Source organism: Methanohalobium evestigatum Z-7303, from assembly GCF_000196655.1.
GTDB classification, from domain to species: Archaea; Halobacteriota; Methanosarcinia; order Methanosarcinales; family Methanosarcinaceae; genus Methanohalobium; species Methanohalobium evestigatum.
In genome coordinates, this window is sequence record NC_014253.1 from 1,579,423 (window position 1) to 1,595,940 (window position 16,518).

15 protein-coding genes, 1 tRNA gene and 1 pseudogene are annotated in these 16,518 nt (G+C 36.6%); 7 read left to right on the forward strand and 10 right to left on the reverse strand.

Going from position 1 to position 16,518, the window contains the following annotated elements:
* Positions 1-36 precede the first annotated feature (36 nt).
* Positions 37-2,274, reverse strand: a complete 2,238-nt coding sequence (locus tag METEV_RS07820; RefSeq protein WP_013194983.1) for a hypothetical protein — start codon at positions 2,272-2,274, stop codon at positions 37-39.
* A gap of 392 nt (positions 2,275-2,666) precedes the next feature.
* Between METEV_RS07820 and METEV_RS07825 the strand changes: the two genes are divergently transcribed.
* Together METEV_RS07825 and METEV_RS07830 are read left to right on the forward strand one after the other, a co-directional pair.
* Positions 2,667-3,323: a phosphoribosyltransferase gene (locus METEV_RS07825; protein WP_013194984.1), complete on the forward strand. Its 657-nt coding sequence runs from the start codon at positions 2,667-2,669 to the stop codon at positions 3,321-3,323.
* Positions 3,324-3,328: 5 nt separating this feature from the next.
* Entirely contained in the window at positions 3,329-3,985 is a 657-nt protein-coding gene (locus tag METEV_RS07830) for a dienelactone hydrolase family protein (RefSeq protein ID WP_013194985.1), read from the forward strand.
* A 488-nt stretch (positions 3,986-4,473) separates the two neighbouring features.
* On the opposite strand, the gene METEV_RS07835 is transcribed toward METEV_RS07830, so the two are convergent.
* The 4 genes and pseudogenes from METEV_RS07835 to METEV_RS07850 all read right to left on the reverse strand — a co-directional run bounded on the left by METEV_RS07835 (position 4,474) and on the right by METEV_RS07850 (position 8,478).
* Positions 4,474-5,361 (reverse strand): methanogen output domain 1-containing protein, encoded by an 888-nt coding sequence (locus tag METEV_RS07835; protein WP_013194986.1) that lies wholly within the window; start codon positions 5,359-5,361, stop codon positions 4,474-4,476.
* Between the two features lie 152 nt (positions 5,362-5,513).
* Positions 5,514-5,636, reverse strand: a pseudogene (locus tag METEV_RS12085) (TRAM domain-containing protein); the annotation flags it as partial.
* Between the two features lie 670 nt (positions 5,637-6,306).
* Positions 6,307-7,434, reverse strand: a complete 1,128-nt coding sequence (gene tnpB, locus METEV_RS07845; RefSeq protein WP_049891283.1) for an IS200/IS605 family element RNA-guided endonuclease TnpB — start codon at positions 7,432-7,434, stop codon at positions 6,307-6,309.
* 450 nt (positions 7,435-7,884) lie between these two features.
* On the reverse strand, positions 7,885-8,478 hold the full coding sequence (locus tag METEV_RS07850; RefSeq protein WP_157197322.1) for a hypothetical protein: 594 nt from the start codon (positions 8,476-8,478) through the stop codon (positions 7,885-7,887).
* 123 nt (positions 8,479-8,601) lie between these two features.
* On the opposite strand from METEV_RS07850, the gene METEV_RS07855 reads away from it, so the two are divergent.
* Positions 8,602-9,168, forward strand: coding sequence for a thermonuclease family protein (locus METEV_RS07855; RefSeq protein ID WP_049891127.1), 567 nt, complete (start codon positions 8,602-8,604; stop codon positions 9,166-9,168).
* A gap of 431 nt (positions 9,169-9,599) precedes the next feature.
* Here the strand turns inward: METEV_RS07855 and METEV_RS07860 are convergent, their stop codons facing one another.
* A complete protein-coding gene (locus tag METEV_RS07860; protein WP_013194990.1) occupies positions 9,600-9,995 on the reverse strand; it encodes a DUF1699 family protein in 396 nt (131 codons plus the stop codon).
* 174 nt (positions 9,996-10,169) lie between these two features.
* Here METEV_RS07860 and METEV_RS07865 point away from each other — a divergent pair, with 174 nt between their 5' ends.
* On the forward strand, positions 10,170-10,415 hold the full coding sequence (locus METEV_RS07865) for a hypothetical protein (protein WP_013194991.1): 246 nt from the start codon (positions 10,170-10,172) through the stop codon (positions 10,413-10,415).
* 55 nt (positions 10,416-10,470) lie between these two features.
* Here METEV_RS07865 and METEV_RS07870 read toward each other — a convergent pair.
* Positions 10,471-10,544, reverse strand: a tRNA-Val gene (locus METEV_RS07870).
* A gap of 108 nt (positions 10,545-10,652) precedes the next feature.
* On the opposite strand from METEV_RS07870, the gene METEV_RS07875 reads away from it, so the two are divergent.
* The 3 genes from METEV_RS07875 to METEV_RS07885 all read left to right on the forward strand — a co-directional run bounded on the left by METEV_RS07875 (position 10,653) and on the right by METEV_RS07885 (position 13,115).
* Positions 10,653-11,288 (forward strand): magnesium transporter, encoded by a 636-nt coding sequence (locus METEV_RS07875; RefSeq protein ID WP_013194992.1) that lies wholly within the window; start codon positions 10,653-10,655, stop codon positions 11,286-11,288.
* Positions 11,285-11,842 (forward strand): magnesium transporter, encoded by a 558-nt coding sequence (locus METEV_RS07880; RefSeq protein WP_013194993.1) that lies wholly within the window; start codon positions 11,285-11,287, stop codon positions 11,840-11,842. Before METEV_RS07875 ends, METEV_RS07880 begins: the two co-directional genes overlap by 4 nt.
* A gap of 61 nt (positions 11,843-11,903) precedes the next feature.
* Complete coding sequence (locus tag METEV_RS07885; RefSeq protein ID WP_013194994.1) at positions 11,904-13,115, forward strand: potassium channel family protein; 1,212 nt, start codon at positions 11,904-11,906, stop codon at positions 13,113-13,115.
* Positions 13,116-13,127: 12 nt separating this feature from the next.
* Here the strand turns inward: METEV_RS07885 and rpiA are convergent, their stop codons facing one another.
* The 3 genes from rpiA to gatD all read right to left on the reverse strand — a co-directional run bounded on the left by rpiA (position 13,128) and on the right by gatD (position 16,514).
* Positions 13,128-13,826, reverse strand: a complete 699-nt coding sequence (rpiA, locus tag METEV_RS07890) for a ribose 5-phosphate isomerase A (protein WP_013194995.1) — start codon at positions 13,824-13,826, stop codon at positions 13,128-13,130.
* Between the two features lie 32 nt (positions 13,827-13,858).
* Complete coding sequence (gene aspS, locus METEV_RS07895; RefSeq protein WP_013194996.1) at positions 13,859-15,190, reverse strand: aspartate--tRNA(Asn) ligase; 1,332 nt, start codon at positions 15,188-15,190, stop codon at positions 13,859-13,861.
* Positions 15,191-15,257: 67 nt separating this feature from the next.
* Positions 15,258-16,514, reverse strand: a complete 1,257-nt coding sequence (gatD, locus tag METEV_RS07900) for a Glu-tRNA(Gln) amidotransferase subunit GatD (RefSeq protein ID WP_013194997.1) — start codon at positions 16,512-16,514, stop codon at positions 15,258-15,260.
* Positions 16,515-16,518 lie beyond the last annotated feature (4 nt).

Below are 16,518 nucleotides of genomic sequence, written 5' to 3' on the forward strand. Positions count from 1 at the left end.
GTTGAGAGGTATCACCTCTCAACAAAGTTTATTTATTTAAAGGTAACCTGTTCCTCCGAGATAGAAGTAATCTATTACTTCAGAGAGTTCACTGCCGCTGAGATTTCCTGCATAGAATGCATCAATTGCGCTGGAAAGTTCTCCTGCTGAAATTACTCCATTCTGGTCGGCATCAAACTGGTTGTACTCTGGTTCATCCATTCCACCTTCACTTACCAAGTCTGGCGGGATGAACAGTCTGTCATCTCCGTGGGTTACGAAGTACTCGCTGGCTTCATTATAACCATCTGTGTCATGCACACTCTGCAGGTATATTCCATCAACACATGTCCATGTTCCACTGCAGTCTGCATCGAACCACATGATGTTGATATCATCAGTATTGTATTCAAGATCACCTATAAGGTTCAGGAGGTCTCTATTGGAATCCTCAAGGGCTTCCCAATCTGCTTCGTCGTCTGCGAAGTAATTCAGCTCGTCATTAAGTTCTCTTGAATGTTCGTCAGCTACTTTTGTGTTGTTGGGATAGAAGTCCTCTTTAATTGCTACATCAGTAAGTCTGACGTCACCGATTGTTACTTCGCCACTTGCATCCATGTCGATGTATACATTATCCTCTGAATCAAACATTCCGTTATCGTTTCTGTCAGAGTATGCAAGGAGTTGGTCTATATCATATACTTCGGGATGTTCCAAGAGTGCATATGTCACATCTACATCGCAGGTGGTCACCTTTGTTCCACATTCTGGCCATGCTTCAACACCATGGAATGGGCTGTTTGGATCATTGTATGGCACATAAAGTCTAAGGTCACCAACTGTTGTAAACAGGTTGTGTGCATAAGCATCGTTACCCAGTTCATTACTACCTTTGTTAACAAACTCTTCACCGACAGGCTGCTGGAAGTAGAGCTTGTCTGGGCATGTCCAGTCACCTGTTGCATCTGTATCAATGTATCCTACAGTTCCGACTGGTCCTGGTGCGTCACCTATTGATTTAAGTCCCCAGCCAGCATCAGCATCGTCTGTTACAGTATCTCCGGATGTTACAATAGACCATGCTTCACCTGCTTCACCTGCTGTCATATCACCAGAGTCGAATACTGGTGAATCAGTGAGCCTTACATCGCCATCAGATACTTCACCGTTGTCATCCATGTCTATGTAGACAGGGTCTCCAAGTGAATATCCATCAGCTGTTTCTTCAAGGTCAGCGTATTTTATATCGATATCTGCTTGTGATGCTGGTATCAAATCATGACCGAGGTCTTTTTCATCACTGAATTTAACCTTGGTATTTGGCTCGTAAGTTGTTGAAACTGCTGTGAGTCTTACATCGCCTACTGAAACTTTTCCGTCATTATCCATATCCATGTATATTTCTCTACCTTCAGAGTACTCATAGTAGGAGAGAGTTGCATCTGACGGTGTTAATGCATAGGTTGCATCATGGTCTCCCTGAGCAACTTTGGTACCACATTCTGGAACACATTCTTCATCTGGTGGTATGTACAGTCTAACATCATTAATTGTAACTACGTCTTCAAACCACCAACTGTTTGTTGTATCCTTTATGTAGAGCTTGTCTTCACATGTCCAGTCTCCGCTATCGTCAGCATCGACCCATCCAAGAAGGTCTACTGCTTCTCCACTTCCAATTGTAGCAATGTCCATTCCATTGTCTTCGTCACCTGATTTAACTACACTCCATGCTTCAAGTCCCCATTCTCCTGCATCATAGAGTTTTTCACCATATTCACCTTCAACTTTTTCAAGTGAATATACGTCTACAGGTGGTACATCTGTTAATCTAATATCTCCAGTTGTGATTGTGCTGTCGTTGTTTACATCAACATATACTGGGTCGTAGAGGTCATATTGACCGTTATCATTAATGTCCATGTATTTGAATGGTTCATCTATAACTTCTACAACCCCATCATTAACGTCTCCATCACCAGAGCTTACTTTGGTGTTGGGGTCATAGTTGTCATGGTAACCTGTAAGTCTAATATCACCATCTGAGATTACTCTTTCACCATTGTTGAAAGATTCGTCCATACTTACATAGTAATAACCTTGGTCTGAATAGACCACATCAGCTTCCTCATTCACATCGTTTAATGTGAACACCGTCTCATTATCACATTGTTCTACTGTTGTATTGCAGGGCTTTTCCCAGCAAACTTTTGCATCATCTGCAGCAGATGATAGTCCTGTAAATGCCAGGCATAACACAGCTGCTATCAAAAAAGCTTTTATTTTGAATCCCATATTCACTTTACCTCCTTGTTGTTAAACTTCGGAATTTTTTATTAGACAGCATGGAGGATGGGATGTCCAGAACTCTTCCACAATAGATTCACAACAACCACAGCTGCTCCACAACTACGCTGTGAAGTGCTCTTGTTCTGGACTCCCACTCTACTATACCCCCATATTAACTGCATACGTATCTATACAATTCGAGAATATATATTCTTAAGAAAAACAAATTCAGAATACAGTTTTGAAAATAAGTTCAGAATTACTGTTCTAAAACCCTGTTACTTAAAAACGTTTCAGAACTTTGTTACATAAACCGGATTTTTAAAAAGTAGAGACCTTTGAGAAAATCAATAAATAACAAAAAACCATATTTTTAAATGTGAACTGGGGGATTGATTTTGAGATTCAAAAATCGAGAATATGCAGGTAAAAAACTTGCCGATGAATTAACAGAATATGCAAACCGAAATGACGTCATCATACTGGCACTACCAAGGGGAGGTGTGCCTGTAGCCTATGAAGTAGCAAAAAAACTGGAAGTTCCCATGGATGTATTTCTTGTCAGAAAACTGGGAGTTCCGGGTCAGGAAGAACTGGCAATGGGTGCAATCGCGTCAGGTGGAGTAGAAGTATTGAACAAAGACATTGTACAATCACTGGGCATATCCAGAAACACCATAGATGAAGTTGCAGAAAAAGAATACAAAGAACTTGAGAGGAGAGAAAGATCATACCGTGGAGACCGTCCAAAACCCGGGATAGAGGGCAAACATGTAATACTCATAGATGACGGGCTGGCTACCGGTGCAAGTATGAGGTCTGCAGTAAAAGCAGTCCGTTCTTGGAATCCTGCTGAAGTCATAGTAGCAGTTCCTACATCTGCACCTGACACCTGCGAACTGTTTGAATATGAAGCAGACCGAATCATCTGTCTTTCAACTCCAGAACCGTTTTACGGTGTTGGTGCATGGTATGAAGATTTCTCACAGACTACCGATGAAGAAGTTAGTGACCTGCTAGAAAAAGCTGAAAATTTAATCAAAGGTCAAGGTTGATTAATATGAACACGGGGAGTGAGGATAAAACAGTACAGATTTCAGTAGATTCAGAACAGATAGAAGGCGATTTAACAATACCAAATAACCCAGATGGGATTATAATATTTGCTCATGGGAGTGGAAGCAGTAGACACAGCCCCAGGAACAAATACGTAGCCCAGAATCTGCAGGATAACGGATTTGCGACTCTTCTAATCGATTTATTGACACCGGATGAAGATGAAACCGATAGATTGACCGGTCGTCTACGATTTGATATCGATCTTTTATCACGACGTCTTGTAACTGCTACCAACTGGGTTCTGAACAATCCCGAAACCAGCAATTTAAATATCGGATATTTCGGAGCCAGTACCGGTGCTGCAGCCGCACTCATCGCAGCCGCCCAGCACCCCATGTATATTAATGCTGTAGTGTCCAGAGGAGGAAGACCCGATCTTGCAGAACATATTTTTGACAGGGTACAGGCACCTACACTCCTTATTGTTGGAGGAAACGACCCAAAGGTTATAGAACTTAATAAATGGGCTATGGAAAGAATGAATGCAAAAAAGAAACTGGAAATTGTACCCGGTGCAACACATCTTTTTGAAGAACCCGGTAAACTGGAAGAAGTCTCCAGACTGGCAGGAGAATGGTTCAAACAGTATCTAAAATAAATCTTGAAACGCAGAATTTTCGTTGTCTAAATTTTATGGAATGTTGCGGATTTGCCCAAGATGTAGAGTACCATTTAAATAGACAACCCACAAAAAAAATTGAATAATTACTGTATGGCACATCAACAAAGTTTCAGAAAATGGTTAGATTATAATGGATAGGTGAACGAACTAAAAATTATTATTCCTCTTTAATTAAATTTTTTAAAAATATACTGTAAGTAATCCAAAAGAGTTGCGAAAAATATTACTTAAAAACTGGTCACAGCGGGATTAAAAACCTGTTTAATTATCTGGGAGAGGAAGACAAATATAAAAATCCTGAAAAATCAGCAGGCAAATTAACCAATCTTTAATAAATCGGCTTATAGAAACTTTAAATAAGTCTGTTTACATAGCTAAACACAACAGATAGTATTTAGCAGTTATAATGAATATCATTTTTTAATTTATAGAGAATTTCTGTAGAACTAAAATAGAATCATTTGTTATTTTTTGAATTCTATGATTTCAAACTGACAACAATCATCTCCATTGCCCATTGTTTTGATTGTTTGAACTTTACTATTATTAAATGCTTTTTTTGTAATTCTTTCAATAATTCCTTTAGTCAGATTACATAAAACTGGGTTTAATTTAGCCTGTTGAACTCCCCATGGACAAACAGTTCCGTTAACCACAAACAAAACATCGTTTTTATCGGATTTATAGGTTTCAAAAGACCCACCAAGGTGACCCATAAGCTCACAGCAACCATATTCTATATTTTCAGGGTTTATTTTTTTAGAATCTAAACCATCATCATCACAGAATTGTCCAGATTTTTGATAGCAATTTGTAAAGAATATTTCTACTTTATCTAACATTTGTTGAATTAATATTCTCTTTTTATCAGGAGAGTGACTTTTCAATAATAAGGGCATGATTTCTATAAATATGTCTCTGATTTGTTCTTTCTTGTACAATTCATCGTACTTAGCTATTAATTCATCATGTAACTTTTTAACCCTATTTAATGATTTAATCCTTGCTTTAAGTACTTCGTAGTCAACCGGTTTTGAAATAAAATCATCTGCTCCTGCATTAAGTCCTTTGATAACATTCTCTCTATCCGATAACGCAGTTACAAGAATAACTGGTATATAATTCAGATTTTCATCATTTTTTATATTTCCACATATCTCAAAACCATCAATATAAGGTGTCATAACGTCAAGCAAGATAACGTCTATATCATTAGATTTCAGTGTGTCAATTATATGTGATCCATCATAAGCTGGAAAGATATGATATCCTTCACCCAGATGTTCCTTCAAAAAAGTTATAGTATCAGGATTATCATCTACAACTAAAATATTAGATATGTTTTGTTTCATAATTTTAATATATCAATTTGTTTATATAAAATTTAACTCCATAAATTTTCATCCGCTGTGGAATTTGTAAAAAGTTCCTCATTGTGAACTTATATATTAGAAAGAGAGTAGTTAAAAGTGAAAAAGGAATGCCGATTAGACATTCCACTTTAAGGTACAAAAATAACAAAGCCACCAACTCTGGCAATTCCATCGCCTTTACTTGCAATATTCACAATTTTTACATCGTATTTTTCTCCAGACCGGACTGGAGCTGAGCCACCTCTATAAAAAATTTTCACATCCTTGTATTAACGCTAGAAGACACAAACAGGATGGATTACATAACGGTCAAAATAGTATGTACAGTTAAAGTAACATCATTAAATACCAATACGTTTAATCAAACAATAAAATAACCATTGAAATATTCTATACATGAGCCGTATTAGAAGTTTAATATTATTCCACGAACATTCCATCAGATGTTCTCTAAATCCTCTTACAGAGCTCATAAGAGCTTTCTCACGTCTAATTTTGTACCAATTTGATGTATTTTCTGTATGAATTAAGAATTTTTCAATTGATAGAGGTGTTATCAATCCATAAAAGTAGTAATATGATGTGCTAATGAATTTGTGATTTAACCACTCTGTGCAAATTTATGTAGGATTGAATTTCTAATACTTGACTGATTAATTTTATTTAGTTATTTCAATATTTCATTTATGATTAATATCATTATAGATATTAGAATTAAAAAAAATAATGTAAAAATTAGGTATTTACGAATAATATTATAATTTATATTTATATTAGTTGTCTTTATGTCTATGACCTTAGAGTTATTACCCAATTTGATGTCTTTTGTCCCTGTATACTTGTGAACTACCACTTGGCTAAAGACCAAGTGGCTTCCTGTTTCATCCTTTTCCCTTATGGGAACAAGTCCACAGGCTCTACCCCTCATCCCGAAGGTGAATTGATGCCTATTAGATTCTGTCTATCCAGTGCGAATTTTTTGATGTTAACTGATGCGTTGATGTCCCTATCATGTTCCGTTTTACAGTCAGGACATTCCCATTCTCTGTCTTTAAGTTCTAAATCCTGATGATAATATCCACATACATGACAGATTTTGCTTGATGGGTCGAATCGTCCTATCTTGATGATATTTTTACCATACCATTCTGCTTTATATTCCAATTTCTGAACAAAACTACTCCATGAAGCATCAGTTATATGCTGTGCCAGATTATGATTTTTCAGCAATCCTTTTACATTCAAACATTCCAGTGCTACAGCTTGGTTCTCGCTTATCAACCTGGAACTTAATTTATGCTGGAAATCTTCTCTCTGATTAGCAATTTTCTCATGATATTTTGCTATTTGATGTTTCAGTTTCCTGTAATTGTTAGAACCCTTTTGTTTTCTGCTGAGCCTTTTCTGTAATACCTTCAATCTTTCAATTGAATTTTTCAGGTATCTGGGGTTGCCGATTTTTTCACCATCGGATGTTACAGCGAAATCCTTGATTCCTACATCGACTCCTATAGTATTAACTTCGTAGAATTTCTGTTTTTGTGGTAATTGTTTGTCGTCATCGACTAAAATACTGATATAATATTTTCCTGTCGGTGTTCTTTTTATAGTTGCAGTCCTTTGTTTACCATCAAAACTTCTATGAAGCCTGGTTTTTATCCAGCCGATTTTAGGTATGTATACTTTATTATTACCAAAATCGACTTTATACCATTGAGGAATAGGGAAAGATTGTACTGGGTTTTTCTTGGATTTAAACTTTGGAAAACCTGATTTTTCTCTGAAAAATTTGGTAAAAGCATTTTCCAGGTTAAGAGTAGCTCCCTGTAATGATTGAGAGTTAATTTCATTCAACCATTCATGATCTTGTTTTAATACCCTTATCTGTTTGTTCAATTCAAATCTTGATATTGCTTTACCATCCTGCTCATAAGATTTGATTTTGTTCTCCAATGCCCAGTTGTATATGAACCTACAAGCTCCTATATGTTTTGCGATTAACTCCTGTTGTGTTTGATTTGGATACATACGATACTTGTAAGCTTTTAACATACCATAATTATTATGATTTAACATTATTTATATGTTAAGTTATATATTGGACGGTATTCAGCCCTGATGCTGAAGACATCAGGGTTTTCTACCTTCCATTATTATAAAGTCCTAATGCTTTTATATTATTTACTATGACTGTATAATTTGTATTATTATAAACACCCAAGTTTATATTGCAAAGACCTGATTCATTTGTTGAATAATCAATACCCTATCTAGAGTCCACTACAGTACATGAATAATTTTTGTAGTTTAATTTATAGTCGATAACTCAATATTTGTTGCTTATAATTATATCAAAAAACGACGAAATATATTACAAGTTAATAACAAATAATTTGTCCTCAACTATAATAGTAACTTTTGCATTTTCTACATTTTTTTCATCATTAATTGCTTTGACCGTTAAATTAGATGTATTTTTTACATAATCATTTGTTACATCTTCTATGTTGTACCTTTTTTGTTTAACACAGAAACATGTCCAAAATATGCACCCCATTCCGAGGTGAAATATGTCTTATTACTGTTAGGATAAGACAAGTTAAATCCAGAATCTGCAATTTTCCATTTATTTTTTGATTTTACTTCATTTAATTTAACTTCTGACCAGCGATGGTCATTAATAATTGGTTCCTTTTCTTTTTGTGGTTTTATAAAACCGTTGATTTTTATTTTTCTGTAGTTCAAATTTGTCCTTTCTGCCATATCTTCAAATATTAATGCTCTTTCTTCGCAAGACCCTTTTTTCCAAAATAAAAACCATATAGAATCATTTGATAAATAGCGTAAATGGATTTCCCAATCTTTATCAATTGTATCTGATTTTTTAATGAACTCTTTTTGTTCCCACTTTATGATGCTTTTTACTTTTTCAGAATCATTAGAGGATTTCTTTATTATGTCCTTGCTAGTTTCTTGCAAATCATGTTCAGTAATATAGAATATATGCAAAGATAGATAAATTAAAGGGCTTAATATTAGAAATATTAATAAGGAAATTATTATAGCTTTTTTACTACTCTTTTTAAATGATAACATAATTCAGAATATTATTTTTCATGGATTTTTAATAATCATACCTATATCTTTATTTATAAGTTCTATTATATTTTTTAAATCTGTTTCCTATAAATTTAATTCTTTAATGACTGAATGATAAGCATGACTGAAAACCAACTGAAACTAATCATTATAACCGTTTGCTTACTTCTTATAAATCTATCAGGATGTATAGACACTGACAATGATAGTGCAGAATCAAATGATACAAACTTGGTCACGGTAACCAAGGTAGTTGATGGTGACACTATAGACATCCGTTATTCTAATGGCACTACTGAAAGAATAAGACTACTAGGCGTGGATACACCAGAAACACATACTGACAATGAACCAGAAGATTTCGAAGGTATAGACAATGCCAGTTATCTGCATGAATGGGGCTTAAAAGCAAGTGATTACACGTCAGATATTCTAAAAGGCAATAAAGTAAGACTGGAATATGATGATATCTCAGACAGAAGAGGATACTATGGAAGGTTACTGGCTTATGTGTTTTTACAAAATGATACCATGTACAATAGGATGTTAATCAAGAATGGATATGCTAGGGTGTATGATGAAGCTGAAATTGAATATATGGATGAGTTTTTGGAACTGGAACAAGAAGCTAAGGTAAAACAAATAGGTCTATGGAGTTATTACTTAAGTCACAGTTCTACTCACTGAACCTGTAATAAAGGCGTTGAAGTTTTTAACAGCTTTATAATATTTAACGCTGGAAAAATAACAGCATCATTTATTATATATATTTACAGTATCATAGTAAGAGATTAGAAAGCAGAAGTAGAGAATGAGGGATAGTTTCTACAACTGTTTGAAGTAGTGGACGAGCGTTTCAATGGTTGAGTGGGGGTTCAACCATCGGGGAGATGTGGTTTAAAGTAGTCAAAGTGGACTTGTCTGCCCAATCTGTGTGAACTTGGGGGAGTTTTCATAGATTGGGTAGCTACATCTATTTTGCAAATCCATACTCAATAATCTAATATATTCTATATACCTTTTCTGATCTTTTTCTTAGATTCCCTGAACAAGAATTAAAAAATCAGAGAGAACCGAAGAACTCTGCGGTCTGATTTCGGCAAATTCTGTGCAAGACTTTACTGTTTCATAAGAAATTTAACAAAATCAGGCTCTAAATTTGATTCTCGACTTATTTTATCAGCAATTTCTTCATCAGAGTAATCATCCTTTTTTAATTCATTAATTCTTTCATAAATTCCATTTGAAATCTCAGAATATTCATTGATATCTTTCCTGTGACCCCATACATCACCTTCGATAAGGTCTATACCTTGCATATCAAGAAACATTTTAGCAGATTGTGATAATGTTTTAAGGTATGAATTTGGTATATGGAATGCTTTTATGTCAGGGCATTTAGATACAATAGAAAATATATCAGTATTGGATGGTCTAAACGCTAGATGGACAATTTCTTCATTTTCATTCAGATTATTAATATCATCTTTTGAACTTATTACTCGAATTCGCATATATTATCCCATACTATTATAATTTTAAAATGTATAATAATAAATTATTTATTAATTATTTAAAAATTGTGATTTTTTTAGTAACAAGATCATCAGGATATTAATTTAACTAACTTTTTTTGATTGTCGTGTCCACCAGAAATGTACAAATAGTGTTTAAACATAGTTTAAACTATGAATAATGGGGTCTTTGAAAGTAAAATTACAAAATTGAGTGCTAGTAGAAACAGGGTATATCCTTCGATACGCTTACCGAAAGAATATGCTGATATTATCGGTAATAAAGCACAAATCTACCCGACATCCTATGATAGTAAACAGGCATTTTTAGTTGTAATAAATCATGAGAGTTTAAACTCTGAGTTTGAAGACGTGGTAGAAAACCGAATTAGAAACCTTGAAACCAAATCGGAGCACTAAGAAACCACATATCTCAAGAAGAGCCAAAAAGGAATAATCATTCAAAAAACCAAAGTGGGCCCGCTGCGATTCGAACGCAGGATCCTCGCCGTGTAAAGGCGATGTCATAACCTACTAGACCACGGGCCCATATCAGACATATTTAACGCATTCCCTAATGTTATTAGTCATATATAGTCTTTTTTGATAAACAACTCGCACGATTATTTTAAGAATAATAATGTAAATGGGTATTATATGCACTATGAGCCCGAGACAGATATAGATAATGAAACGGACGAATTCGAGTCCGAAATGATTGAAGAGTCTCTGAGCGAATACGCAAGCATCAAATCAATCATATCAGAGGCTCTCCCATTTGAGATTCTTGCAACATTTGGTGGTGTTGTAGCAGGTATTATACTCTCAGGCATGACAGAGCAACTGGAACTTGTACCCGGGTTGATAGTTATAGCTCCAGCAGTTCTGGGACTTAGAGGAAATATATCATGTACACTCGGGTCAAGACTTGGAAGCGCTGTGCATATGGGTTTGATTACACGGGTAGAAAGAAATCCGGAACTAATAAACAACATCGCGGGCTCCCTTACATTAAGTCTTATACTCACAATTATACTCGGGTTAATGGGGCATTATATAACACTTCTAATGGGACTTGATAGTGCTGGTGCTCTTATACTTACATCAATTGCTGTTATAAGTGGTGTATCCTCTGGAATTATACTTTCAATAATTACTGTATTACTCGCACTTGGTATGTTTAGGTTCGGTTTTGACCCTGATAATGTAGTTACACCTTCAATTGCAACTCTGGGGGATATAATATCCATGTTAATGCTGTTTTTAACTACCAAGTTGGTGATTGCAATATGAGCTATTACACCATCCCCGGAATAGTAAAAAGAAGCCTTCCGGTTCTTTTTGTTACCAGCATCATAGGTATTTTTTCCGGACAGATTCTTAATGCAAGGATAGAGAATCTAATATCACTACCCTCTTTGCTTGTACTCATACCCGCTCTCATAAAAGTTGGCGGAGATACTGGGAGTATGTTGGGTGCCCGTTTGTCTTCAGCATTCCATCTTGGTATGGGTGGAAACATACACAAAAATCCGGTTGTTAAAAATAGTCTGTTAGGCGCTCTGATAGTAGGAATTACAGCCTGCTTCATACTAAGTATTGTGGTATGGTCTGTTAGTAATTTGATGGGAATTGGGCTTGAATATATTACCTTTTTCAAAATCTGTATGATTGCAGGAATACTGGAATTGATAGCTGTCTATGCAATCACGGTATTAATAGCGTTTGCCTCACATCGATTCGGACTTGACCCGGATGATACTGTTATACCATTGATAGCAACACTTGGTGACCTTATAGGTGTTGCTGGTATATTCACAACCCTTTACCTGATAGGTCTTATTTAATATATTAGCAAAAAGGTTTAAATTATTATATAAATAAAAACATCTAATACTGGTAGACAATATGAAATCCAAAGAAGTAAAGTACACCCCGCGCAACCTCAAAGACACCTTAATAGAAATGAAGGACATTTCTGAATTAATGGTTGACCTTGCATATTCTGCCATGATATACGATGATGTAGATATTGCAGAGGAAGTGCTATATCTTGAAGAAAAAATGAATTTACTTGATTACCAAATGAAAATTACCGCCATGCTGAGCGCCCGCCGTATCGAAGAAGCTGAAGAAATGTCAGGAGTGCTTCAGGTAGCTGATTCATCAGAAACCATTGCAAATGCAGCAGGTGATATTGCAAAAATCGTATTAAGGGATATGGGCATTCCGCTTGAACTTAAATACGCCCTTCGAGAAGCTGAAGAAACGGTAGTACGTGCCACTGTAAATGAAAAATCCAAAATGGTAAACAATACTCTTGGAGATTTGGAACTTGATACAGAAACTGGAATGACAATAATTGCTTTACGCAGAAACCATAACTGGATATATGACCCTAACGAAAATACAAAGATAAAAGCAGGTGATGTGCTTTTTGCCAGAGGTCATGATGAAGGCATTCCTCTATTTGTAGGACTTGCGACTGGTAGAGAATATTCTCCAAAAAAAATTGATTATGAACCAAGTTTAAAAGGTCTAAAACAGGCAGTGGACATTATAGTAGATATGAAAAATATGGCAGAACTTTCAGTTGGATTATCCTATTCTGCGATACTTTTTGATAATGAAGATATTGCCCATGAGGTCAAAATCCTTGAATCTGAAATGGATTCCATGAAATATGAACTCCAGCATTGGGTGCTTGAAACCGCAAAACATCTTAACGACCCCAGCCAGTTACGAGGACTCCTGCACCTTGCCAATGCATCAGAAACAATATCTGACGCAGGATATGGCATAGCAGATACTGTATTAAGAGACATTGAAACCCATCCGGTTATCACACTTGCTGTCAGAGGTTCTGATGAGGTAATAACAAAACTGGAAGTAGAAGACTGTTCACCGATAGTCGGCAAGACTTTCAAGGATTTAAAACTTGAAACAGAGACCGGAGTACACATAATGGCTATGAAGCGCAACAACAGATGGGTATATTCACCAAGCGACAGAACTACTGTGCAGAGTGGTGATGTACTGATTGCCAGAGGTACTCATACAGGAGAAGATGCATTAATAGATGTCTGTAAATGTCCCGTCGAAGAAGAGGACAATTATTAAAAGATAGGGGACTTATTTGAATTTATCAAATGTCCCATCCTTTTTGCCCATATAGATTTCATCTATCATACCAGTAAATATCCCATGCTCGACTATACCAGGTATAGCAGACAGCTCTGAAGCCAGATTATTTGGATTTTCAATTACATCAAAATCTGCATCAATTATGAGGTTACCATTATCTGTAATAACAGGACCATCTTTATGCACAGCCTGACGGATTTCTGGTTCTGCACCCATGTTCTGCATATTTTGCAGAACCAGATTTCTGGAATATGGAAGGACCTCTACTGGTACAGAGTGGTTCAATTTATCGCTGAGCTTGGATTCATCAATTACCGCTATAAATTGTTTTGATGAACATGCCACCACTTTCTCTTTTGTATGGGCAGCTCCTCCACCTTTGATTGCATTAAGTTCAAAATCCACCTGGTCGGCTCCATCTATATCAAGGTCAAGTTCTGGATGTTCAGATAGACTGGTAAGAGGTATCCCTGCATCGATTGCAAGCATTTCTGACTGGTAGGAAGTTACTACTGCCTGTACATCGAGTTCCTCTTCATTGATTCTTTTTCCAACTTCACTTATTGCATAGGCGGTAGTAGAACCTGTTCCGAGTCCTATTATCATTCCGTCTTCTACAAGACCTGCAGCTGCAACCCCTGCAGATTCCTTTCCTGAATCTGATGTTTTTTTATTTCTACCCTTCATCTTATCCGTATCCAAAAAAATAAAAAGTAGAATCAGGGTGATAATCTTCGTCTGTCTCTGGGGAACAGAACAACTTCCCTGATATTTTCCAGACCAAGCATTGTCATTAACAAACGTTCACAACCGAGACCCCATCCTGCATGCGGGGGCATTCCATAACGGAAAGCATCCAGATAAAAATCGAAACTATCAGGGTCAAGTCCCTGATTTTCTATCCTGTTTTTCAGCATATCATAATAATGGATTCTTTGAGCACCTGATGAAAGTTCCAGCCTTGTGTGCATCATATCAAATGTTTTACTTATTTCAGGGTTATCTTCATAAGGCATTGCATAGAACGGTTTTATCTCGGTCGGCCAGTCAATTATAAAGTAATGATGTGCACCGGTTTCATTGTATACATGCTCTCCAAGTGTATGTTCAGAAAGTGTACTTAAATCATCACCCCATTCCAATTCTTCTTTACCATACTGGTTAATAATATCAATTGCTTCTGAATAGGTCAATCTCTTGAACGGGGTTTCTGGTACTTCAAGGTCAATCCCAAGATACTCAAGTTGCTGGGATGCATTTTCTTTTACCTGCGAATATGCATGAGCAATTGTATTTTCCAGTGTTTCCATAATATCAAAATGGTCTGAAAAACTGGATTCCATATCTATGGATGTTGCCTCATTCAGATGTCTGCGGGTATCATGTTCCTCTGCCCTAAATATAGGACCGATTTCAAAAACCTTTTCCAGTCCACCCGACATCAATATCTGCTTGAAAAGCTGGGGGCTCTGGTTTAAAAATGCCTCTCTATCAAAATAGGTTATCGGGAAAAGTGATGTTCCACCTTCTGTAGCAGTTGCCACAACTTTTGGAGTGGTGGTCTCGATAAAACCTTCTCTTGTAAAGTTGTCCCGTACAGCCTTTAATACTTCATGACGGATTTTGAATATAGCACTGGTTCTTGGTTTCCGTAAATCCACATAACGTGAATCAAGACAGGTGTCCATTTCTGCTTCCACTTTACCGGTGGTATCCAGTGGGAGTGGAGTACAGGATTCATTGAGCACTGTTATATCATCGGGTAATACTTCATAACCGTTAGGTGCTTTTTCTTCAGGCTTTACAGTACCTGTAACAGATATTACCGATTCACGCATCAGTTTTTTAGCCTTGTTAAAGAAATCTGAATCTACTTTTTTCTTTACAAGGGTCACCTGTGCCATACCCTCACGGTCGCGAAGGACTACAAAACAGATACCTCCAAGGTCACGCACTTCATGTACCCAGCCAGCAAGAGTTACGCTTTTATCAGCCATCTCTTCCGGTTCTATATCTCTTGTATGGTGTGTTCTAAGTTTTTCCATTAACATATATTCACCTTGATAAATTTGAAATTATGGAATTTAAATTACTTTCATAAATTTAATTGTCACTCTTTTAACATAGGCTTCTGGAAGTCATTTCATGTGAAATATTGGATTTCAGCATTTCTATAGCTGTATCAAAATCATCTGTCTGTCCAAGTACCCACATTAATTTAACATGTGCAACTTCCGGAAGCATATCTTCAGCTTCAATAGCTCCAGCTTTTAGCATATCTCTTCCTGTATCATAAACTCTGTCACATACTCTTCCGTTCAAACATTGAGATGCCACAACTACCGGAATTCCAGAGTCCACTGCTCTTTCAATTTCTGGTACCCAGTCTGTTGATACATGTCCCAGACCCGTTCCTTCCAGAACAATTCCTCTATAACCCGAATCAATATAATGCGAAAGAACATCAGGGCTTGTTCCGGGTGTGAATTTTACAAGACCACAGCTTGGTTCTATCTGTTCTCTGACATTTAATTTTCTGGTGCCGCGTTTTGTGTAATCCGAAATTGTTTCTATTTTACGGTTAGAATAATCGACAAAACCAATAGGGTCCGAGTTTATGGATTTGAAAGCATCCCTTCTGGATGTATGCATCTTTCTTACCTGTGTACCGCGGTGTATTTCACAGTAATCATCTGATGTTGTCCCGTGCATAACTGCAGTTACTTCAGCAATATCACTTGTTGCAACAGTTGCTGCACATATTGCATTCATTGCATTGTCACTGCTCGGTCTGTCCGCACTTCTTTGAGACCCTACAAACACTATCGGAACCGGTGTATCAATCATAAACGACAGTGCAGCTGCGGAATACATCATGGTATCAGTCCCATGTGCTATTATAATACCGTCTGCACCGTTTTCAATTTCTTTTGAAACCGTCTTTGCAAGTTCAGTCCAGTATTCAGGTTTCATATTCTCGGACAGTACATTGTACACCACCTTCCCGGTGAACTCTGCGATTTCACTCAACTCAGGTATCGTCTCAAGTATGTCGTCTGCCGAAAATTGTGCAGTTACTGCTCCTGTTCTGTAATCGATTTTACTTGCAATCGTTCCCCCAGTTGAAAGTATAGATACTTTGGGGAGATCACTTTTTTGTTTTGTAGATGCGGATTCAGGTTTAAAAAATCGTGTTTTTTCTTCTGCTTCTTTCTTTTCCACAACCGTGATTTCAGCATTTTCAGGATGTATTCCAGCATTATAGCCGCTGTCCATTTTCAGTACAATATGCTCCGTATTGCTGGGTCTTACAATACCCTCATATACAACATCGTTTTTTACTATCTGTACCCGGTCGCCCTGTTCTAAATCCATAACA

Excerpts from the sequence above, each read along its gene's own strand:
- METEV_RS07820 (WP_013194983.1), bottom strand. The coding sequence starts at position 2,274 with ATGGGATTCAAAATAAAAGCTTTTTTGATAGCAGCTGTGTTATGCCTG.
- METEV_RS07830 (WP_013194985.1), top strand. The coding sequence starts at position 3,329 with ATGAACACGGGGAGTGAGGATAAAACAGTACAGATTTCAGTAGATTCA.
- METEV_RS07835 (WP_013194986.1), bottom strand. The coding sequence starts at position 5,361 with ATGAAACAAAACATATCTAATATTTTAGTTGTAGATGATAATCCTGAT.
- tnpB (WP_049891283.1), bottom strand. The coding sequence starts at position 7,434 with ATGTTAAAAGCTTACAAGTATCGTATGTATCCAAATCAAACACAACAG.
- METEV_RS07850 (WP_157197322.1), bottom strand. The coding sequence starts at position 8,478 with ATGTTATCATTTAAAAAGAGTAGTAAAAAAGCTATAATAATTTCCTTA.
- METEV_RS07855 (WP_049891127.1), top strand. The coding sequence starts at position 8,602 with ATGACTGAAAACCAACTGAAACTAATCATTATAACCGTTTGCTTACTT.
- METEV_RS07860 (WP_013194990.1), bottom strand. The coding sequence starts at position 9,995 with ATGCGAATTCGAGTAATAAGTTCAAAAGATGATATTAATAATCTGAAT.
- METEV_RS07865 (WP_013194991.1), top strand. The coding sequence starts at position 10,170 with ATGAATAATGGGGTCTTTGAAAGTAAAATTACAAAATTGAGTGCTAGT.
- METEV_RS07875 (WP_013194992.1), top strand. The coding sequence starts at position 10,653 with ATGCACTATGAGCCCGAGACAGATATAGATAATGAAACGGACGAATTC.
- METEV_RS07880 (WP_013194993.1), top strand. The coding sequence starts at position 11,285 with ATGAGCTATTACACCATCCCCGGAATAGTAAAAAGAAGCCTTCCGGTT.
- METEV_RS07885 (WP_013194994.1), top strand. The coding sequence starts at position 11,904 with ATGAAATCCAAAGAAGTAAAGTACACCCCGCGCAACCTCAAAGACACC.
- rpiA (WP_013194995.1), bottom strand. The coding sequence starts at position 13,826 with ATGAAGGGTAGAAATAAAAAAACATCAGATTCAGGAAAGGAATCTGCA.
- aspS (WP_013194996.1), bottom strand. The coding sequence starts at position 15,190 with ATGTTAATGGAAAAACTTAGAACACACCATACAAGAGATATAGAACCG.
- gatD (WP_013194997.1), bottom strand. The coding sequence starts at position 16,514 with ATGGATTTAGAACAGGGCGACCGGGTACAGATAGTAAAAAACGATGTT.